Annotated in this window: 6 protein-coding genes; all 6 read left to right on the top strand. The window is 69.7% G+C overall.

Annotated elements, in window-relative coordinates; genetic code table 11:
- Positions 1-1,051, top strand: a 1,051-nt coding sequence (locus VM221_00240) for a hypothetical protein (protein HUT73249.1), incomplete at its 5' end; no start/stop codon positions are given.
- A gap of 4 nt (positions 1,052-1,055) precedes the next feature.
- The gene (pilM, locus tag VM221_00235; GenBank protein ID HUT73248.1) at positions 1,056-2,471 is read left to right on the top strand and encodes a pilus assembly protein PilM; all 1,416 of its coding nucleotides are present in this window, start codon (positions 1,056-1,058) and stop codon (positions 2,469-2,471) included.
- A gap of 4 nt (positions 2,472-2,475) precedes the next feature.
- On the top strand, positions 2,476-2,967 hold the full coding sequence (locus VM221_00230) for a hypothetical protein (protein HUT73247.1): 492 nt from the start codon (positions 2,476-2,478) through the stop codon (positions 2,965-2,967).
- Positions 2,964-3,725, top strand: a complete 762-nt coding sequence (locus VM221_00225; protein HUT73246.1) for a hypothetical protein — start codon at positions 2,964-2,966, stop codon at positions 3,723-3,725. Before VM221_00230 ends, VM221_00225 begins: the two co-directional genes overlap by 4 nt.
- Positions 3,722-5,821, top strand: coding sequence for a type II secretion system secretin GspD (gene gspD / locus VM221_00220; GenBank protein ID HUT73245.1), 2,100 nt, complete (start codon positions 3,722-3,724; stop codon positions 5,819-5,821). The genes VM221_00225 and gspD overlap by 4 nt, the downstream gene beginning before the upstream one ends.
- A gap of 176 nt (positions 5,822-5,997) precedes the next feature.
- On the top strand, positions 5,998-7,072 hold a 1,075-nt coding region (locus VM221_00215; protein HUT73244.1), incomplete at its 3' end, for a hypothetical protein.

Below are 7,072 nucleotides of genomic sequence, written 5' to 3'. Positions count from 1 at the left end.
CAACCGCGGGGCCGCGGTGCGGGCGTTCTATGCCGCCCAGTCGGGGCTCAATTACTGCCGCGTTGTGCTCGCAGCCGATGATCCAGCCACCGACGCCGCGACCGACGAGTGGGCGCAGGTAGCCGACAACCCGCTCGGCCTCGATATTCCCGGCGTGACCGTGAACGCAGTGATCGAGGACGAGAGCGCCCGCTTGAATGTCAACACCGCCACCAGGGAGCAGTTGACCGCCCTGCCCGGCATGACCGATGAGGCGGCGGATGCGATCCTCGATTGGCGCGACGCCGACGACGACCCCCGGCCTCTGGGCGCGGAGTCGGACTACTATCTGACCTTGCCTTCGCCCTACGAAGCGGGCAACGGGCCCTTCGAGACGGTGGAGGAGCTGCGCCTGGTGCGGGGGGTTGATCGAGAATCGTTCGAGGGCGATGGGAGCGAAACCTCGCCCGGCTGGCGCAACCTGATCACGGTGCGTTCAGGCGAGCGCAATGTGGACCAGGCGGGGCGTCCGCGGCTGAATCTGAGGGTCGCCGACGCGGGGCAATTGGCGGCGCGGCTGGGGGACCTGCTGACGGCCGGGGAGCTTGCCGCGGTCGAACGCCGGATCCGCCAGCAGCCGCCCCAAAGCCTGGCGGAGGTGATGACCATCGCCGATGTGCCGTGGCGCAAGCTGGCCGCGATCCTTGACCGCGTGCGGGTTGATGACCGTGACTTCGCCGAGGGCGCGGTCAACCTCAACACCACGAGCGAACCGGTGCTGCAGGCGATCGGCTTGCCCGCGGAGGTAGCCGCGGCGATCACTGAGCGGCGGGCGACGGAGCCGCTGCAGAGCAAGGGGGAGCTCGCGGCCATAGGCGGCGTCACGCGCGACATGATGGCGGCGGTGGCCGATCGCACGGCGACCAAGTCGTCGGTGTTTCGCATCACGGCGTCCGCGCGCGAAGACGGGCGGGCGCTGGGGGCGGGGGTGTTCGCGCTGCTCGACCGCAGCGGGCAGTCGCCGCGGCTGCTGATGTGGCGGCGGGTCCCCTTCGTGGCCCCTGAGGAGTAAGTGAATGACCCGCAGGACGGTGGCGGTGGATATCGGCTCGCGCTGGGTGAAGGTGGTGGTGCTGGCGCGCGAGGGCGATCAGGTGCGCATCGCGCGCAGCGCGGCACAGGAGATTGAGGATTCGTCCCCGGCGGCGAAGGCGCAAGCGCTGGCGCGGGCCATGCGCGCGGCGGGGATACGCGCGCGCAAGGTCGTCTGCGCAGTGGGGCGCACCGAGGCCGTGATCAAGCGCATTCACCTTCCCCCCGCCGACCGCGAGACCGTGAGCAAGCTGTTGGAGTTCGAGGCACAGCAGCACCTGCCGTTTCCGCTGGAGGAGATGGCGTGGGATTTCGAGGTGGACGAAGAGGGTTCGGTGCTGCTGGTAGCGGCGCGCAAGCGAGCGGTCGAGGCGGCGCGCGAGGTGCTGGCGCAGGCCGGTCTGCGGGCGGCGGCGGTCAGCGTCAGCTCAGCGGGAGCCGCTGCCGCCTACTTGCATCATGCGGCGCCGGGGACGGACGAAACCGCGGTGCTGATCGAGCTGGGCGCCGGGCCGGTGGTGGTGAACGTCTTCCGCGGCAGGCAGTGGCTGCTCAGCCGCCCGTTGGGCATCGGCGGCGACGGTCTCACCACCGCCTTCGCTCTGGCCCTGGGCTGCGGTATCGAACAGGCGCGCTCGGTGCGCGACTCCCAGGGCCTCGCCGCGCTAGCGGACGGCGCGGCGCAGTTGCGCGAGTGGCTGCAGACCCTGCGCGCCGAGACCGAGCGTTCGCTCCTGGCCGCGGCGGGACCAGCGACCGCGCCGACGGTGCAGCGCATTGCCGCCACCGGGGGTGGCTGGCTCACCCCCGGCCTGGCCGATGCGGTATCGGAGGCGTTGGGGCGCCCGCTGGAGATACTGGAGACTGCGGGCGCGCCCGGGCCTATGTTCGGCGCGGCGGCGGGGCTGGGCCTGGCAAGGGGGGTCAACCTGCTGTCATCGGCCAGCGCCGGCGGGCGAAGGCAGACTCGCCGCTGGGTGGGATCCGCCATTGCCGTCGGAGCGCTGCTGGCGGCGCTGGCCCTGGGCACATGGCGCTACTGCGCGGTGCAGCAGCAATTGCTTGCCCGTCCGACCGTCGCGCACCGCGAGGCGGAGATGCAGGATCTGCGTGTGCGACAGCGCGTCCTGACGGCACGGCGGGCCGAAGTCGAGCGCCGGTTGCAGCCGCGGCACCAGGTGCTGAGCGCGCTGCAGGAGCTGAGCGCCGCCGCACCGCCGGGGGTGTGGCTGACCTCGGTGTCATTCTCTCCGCGGCGTGCGATCGCAGTTCAGGGGAAAGCGGAATCGGCGACAACTGTCACCTCCCTCCTGGACGCCCTGGGCCGGCGGGTCACCCTGACCTACCTGAGGCAAGGCGACGGGCACGTGGAATTCGCCATCACCATGCAGGGGAGCTAGCCGCGTGTTTTCGCGTCGAGAGAAGGTGCTGCTCGTCCTGGCCGCCATAACCGTCGCGGCCGTGGTCGGTTTGCAGTTTACGGCGGGCGGCGCCGAGGGAACGCCCGCACAGCGGCAGGAACAGTCCCTGCGCGCGTTGCGCCGCCGCGTGGCGGACAGTGAGGCGCGGGTGGGCAAGGTCACCGCGGCGGAAACCGAGCTGACCGCGGTCATGCTCCGGGCCGCCCAGGCGAGCGCCGCGGCGGCGCAGGTGAACATCGTCTCCGTCCGCCCCCGCCGGGCAGCGAAGCTTTCCTCCGGCGCCGTGGAGCACTCGCTGGAGGTGCAGGCGTCGGGGCATTTTCCCGCCATTGCCAAGTTCATGTTCGAAATCGAGGCCAAGCACCGCGAGCTGCGCATCGCCGGGGTGGTCATCAGCTCGGGCGATAGCGGATCGGACAAAGTGACTTGCGCCATAGTCATCGCGGGCTACAGCCCCGGGGAGATCGCAAAATGAAAAAGGCATCAGACTCCAGGCGGGGGCCCCGCGCGGTCGCGCTGAAGAGCGCGGCGGCGGGATTCGCGTTGGTCATCGTCGCCGTCGCGTGGGGAGCGAACCGCTCGGCCGCGCCGGCCCCGGCGTCTGCTCGTCCCGCGGCCCGCGCCACCGTTCGCCCTGTCGCGCCTGCGCCGAAGGCCGATGAGTGGCGCTTCGACGCGGTGGTCGAACGCAACCTGTTCCTGCCCCCCGCGCAGCAGCGCCCACCGGCCCCGCCGGCGCTGCTGCCGGCGCTGCCGCCGGTGCAGCCCATGCCGGTGGAGGCCTTCACGGCGCGTGCCGTTGAGCAGCCGCAGTGGACCTACGCCGGCTATGCCACCGCCGATGGCGACCCTATCGCCATCGTCGTCAACTCCGCCACCGGCCGCGCCGAGTTCGTGCGCGTGGGTCAGACCCTGGACGGAGCGCACGTGAGCGACATCAGCGCCGATCAGGTGCAGCTGACGCGGGACGGGGTGACCACGGCGCTGCGCCTGTCAGAGGCATTCACCGCGACGCCGCTTGATGCGCCGCCGCAGCAGTCGCGCCCGGCGGCCGGTGGCCAGAGCGCAGACCGCCGGGCGGCGTGGCGCGCGCGGCGAGGCGCGCCCCCCGGGGTGGGAACGCCCACCGGCATGGGCGACGGTTCCGACGGGGGGCAACCGCCGCCGGGGCTGATCGAGATGCTAATGCGCAACGGCCCGCCGCGGGGCCCGATGGAAGGAGAGCAGCCATGAGAAGGACCTCACTGGCGATCGCGGTGCTGGCGCTGGGCCTGCTCCTGCTGCCGGCGGCGCACATTCGCGCGCAGCCCGCCGAGGTTGTCACCCTCGACGTGCGCGGGCTGGACATTGACAACCTGCTGCAGTTCTACAGCCGCGTTTTCGGCCTGACGGTGGTGAAAGACCCGAACCTCACCGGCGCGGTGACGATCATGTGCCCCGAACCGGTGTCGCGCCAGGAGGCGCTGGACATCCTCAACTCGGTGCTGGAGGTGCGCGGTTTCACCTCGATACGGCAGGGGAGCCTACTCAAGGTGGTGCCGCTGGCCAAGGCGGTGCAGTCCAATGTGGGGCTGACGGTGGGACGCTCGCCCGGCGCGGAAGGCGACCAGGTGGTAACCCAGCTCATCCCGCTGCGCGGCGCCGACGCGGCGCAGCTGCAGGCCGAGCTGGCGCCGCTGGTGACCACCGGGGCCAGCATCATCGGCAACTCCGCCAGCAACACCCTGGTGATCACGGACTACGCGAGCAACATCGCGCGGCTGCTGCAGGTGATCGAACAGGTTGACTCGGCCAACGCGGGACAGGTGCGCGTCTTTCCGCTGGCTTACGCCGACGCCTCCGATGTCGCCTCGCTGCTGACCCAGATGTTCTTCACCGCCCCCCGCGGGGCGGCGACGACGGCGGGCGGCGCGCAACTGCCAGGCTGGCAGCGGCGGCTATTGGGGGCGGCGGCGGCAACCTCGGGCGGCAGGGCCGGCACAGCTACCGCCGCGGCGGGGCAAGCGGTCGCCGACACCCGTACCAACGCGGTCCTGGTCAGCACCAGCAAGGAGCGCCTGGAGGCGATCGCCGAGGTCATCCAGAGCCTCGACCGGCCGGTGGAGCGGCAGGGGAATCTAACCGTCGTCGCGCTCGAGCGCGCCAACGCCACCGATGTCGCCAACGCGCTCAACCAGGCCCTGGGCGGCCGCGCATCGAGCGCGGCCCGGACGACGACCACCACCCGAACCGCACAGCCGACGACGCGCACCACCAGCGCCTCCCAACGCACGGGCGCGACGACGCGCGCATTCGATGATGCTTCGTCCAGCCGAGCGGAGGAGCCCACGAGCGGCTCCGCAGATAGCGTGGTCGCGCAGGTGGCCCCGCCGCCGGCCGCGGCCGCCGCTGCCGCCGGGGCCCAGTCGGCGAACGTGATTGAGTTGGGGGGCAACGTCTCGGTGGTGGCGGAGCCGAATACCAACTCGCTCATCATCTCAGCGCCGCCGGAGTACGCGCTGCTGATGAAGCAGTTGATCGCGCAGCTTGACCAGGCGCCGCCGCAGGTTCTGATCGAGGCCATAGTGGCCGAGGTGGCCCTGGACACCGAGCGCAAGCTGGGCTTCGAGTGGAGCTGGACCGAACACCGCCACCTGGGCAACGATGACCTCACCGGCACCGTGGGCACCGATCTAGGCGCGGCGCAGGAGACCTTGGGTTTCCGCTACTCCATCGCCGGCGCCAGCCTCAACACTCTCCTGCACGCCCTGGCCACCGACGACAAGGTCACCATCCTGTCCACGCCGCGCATCTTCACCTCCAACAACCGCCCCGCGGAGATCAACATCAGCACCCAGACGCCGTACGTGTCCAGCGTGCGCACGACCGACACGACAGAGACCTTCTCGGTGCAATACCTCGACGTGGGGGTGATTCTCACCGTCACGCCGCAGATCGCCCCCGACGGCACGGTGACGATGCAGGTGACGCAGGAGGCGAACGAGCTGCTCGGGTTCCAGAGCTTCGGGACGGTGCAGGCGCCCACGGTGGCGCGCCGCTCGGCGCAAGCGACGATCCGCGTCGCCGACGGGCAGACGGCCATCCTCGGCGGCATCATCAGCAACAACAGCCGCCGGTTGGTGAGCAAAGTGCCCGTGCTCGGCGACCTGCCGCTGCTGGGGAACCTGTTCCGGCACTCTACGGTGACCAACAAGCGCAGCGAGCTGCTGGTCTTCCTCACGCCCAAGGTGGTACGCACCGCCGAGGAGACCACGGCCCTGACTCGCGGCGAGCAGGAGCGGTCGATCGTGCCCTTGCCGACAACTACCGCCCCCAAGGGCTCCCGCTAGGCTGCGCATCACGTCTCGATCGGACGTCCGGCGCTTCACGCGGCGACCCGCCGGGCAGTGCTTCGCACAATCTGTGCTTGTTAACCGCCCGTGAGACCGCTCTGACGGGCTTCTGAGCTTGCCATCGAGCGCCGGTTCTTCCCGGACACTCGAACCACGGCATACAGGCTGGTAGCATGATCGCAGGCCGGCTTCACGAGTCCCTGACAAGGACAGATGGGATCATCGCCGACGAGTTTCTGCAGGCGTCCGAGGAGAAGTACGTCGCATGGGCGGAGGCGGTGAAACGGCTGTGCGACAACCCCGCGTTTGGGCGCAAGATGTTCTACGCGTGGTGCGGACCGATCTATGAGCGGGGGCGCCGGTTAACGCAGACGGTCGCACAGTGCGGCTATCGGTTCGCGTTCGAGCGCTACCTGCCGGAACAGCCGACGCCGGGACAGGCGCAAGCGCTGCTGGAGGACACCCTGGTGGCGCGGATGCGGGGCTGGCAGAAGATGATGCCGGGGGTGGAGAAGCGCATGTTGGTCACGCTCGGCTACATGTCCGCGCCACCGGAGAGCCTCGACACCGATCCGGGGGTCAATTACACAGTGTGGATGGACATGCAGTTCCAGGCGCTCGCCATCGCCCCCGCGTTCGACGGCCTGTACGGGATGATGGAGTACCTGTCCTCCTACGCGGATGAGGAGATGGTGCGCTGGGCGGGCAAGCTATACCGTCACTACTTCATCGAGGGCCACACCCAGCTTCTCTCGACCGACCCCTACGTACTGCCGCACCTGCAAAACGGCGATTTCGCCGACGCGCTGGAGGGCTGGACACTGCAACCCGCCGCGCAGGGCAGCATGGCAACCAAGAGCATGCCGGGGTATTCCTGGCTGCAGGGGCGCTACCCGCAGACGAGCCAGGGCGACACTTTCCTGTGGACGAAAAGGAGCGCGGAGGGGCCGAATGCGGTGTCGCAGGAGATCAAGAGCCTGGAACCGGGGAGGTTGTACTCGCTCAGGCTGTACACCGCTGACTACGGGGACCTCAGCCAGGGCAAGTCAATCAAGCAGAAGCACGCGGTCTCGATCCAGGTCGAGAGCGCGCAGGTGCTGGAGGGGCAGTCGGTGCAGCATGTCTTCGCCAACTGCTACAGCCACCACCTCGCCCCGTATGATGCGGAGCATCGCGCGTGGATGAACTTCCATCGCAAGCTCTTCCGCGCCACCAGCGATACCGCGCGCCTTACCGTCAGCGACTGGG

This window comes from Armatimonadota bacterium (genome assembly GCA_035527535.1).
Classification (GTDB): Bacteria; Armatimonadota; Hebobacteria.
Note: the sequence above shows the minus strand (reverse complement) of the source record. Positions and strands in the feature narration are given on the sequence as shown.

Bases quoted from the DNA above. Each gene is read 5' to 3' on its own strand.
- pilM (HUT73248.1), top strand. From the start codon at position 1,056: ATGACCCGCAGGACGGTGGCGGTGGATATCGGCTCGCGCTGGGTGAAG.
- VM221_00225 (HUT73246.1), top strand. From the start codon at position 2,964: ATGAAAAAGGCATCAGACTCCAGGCGGGGGCCCCGCGCGGTCGCGCTG.
- gspD (HUT73245.1), top strand. From the start codon at position 3,722: ATGAGAAGGACCTCACTGGCGATCGCGGTGCTGGCGCTGGGCCTGCTC.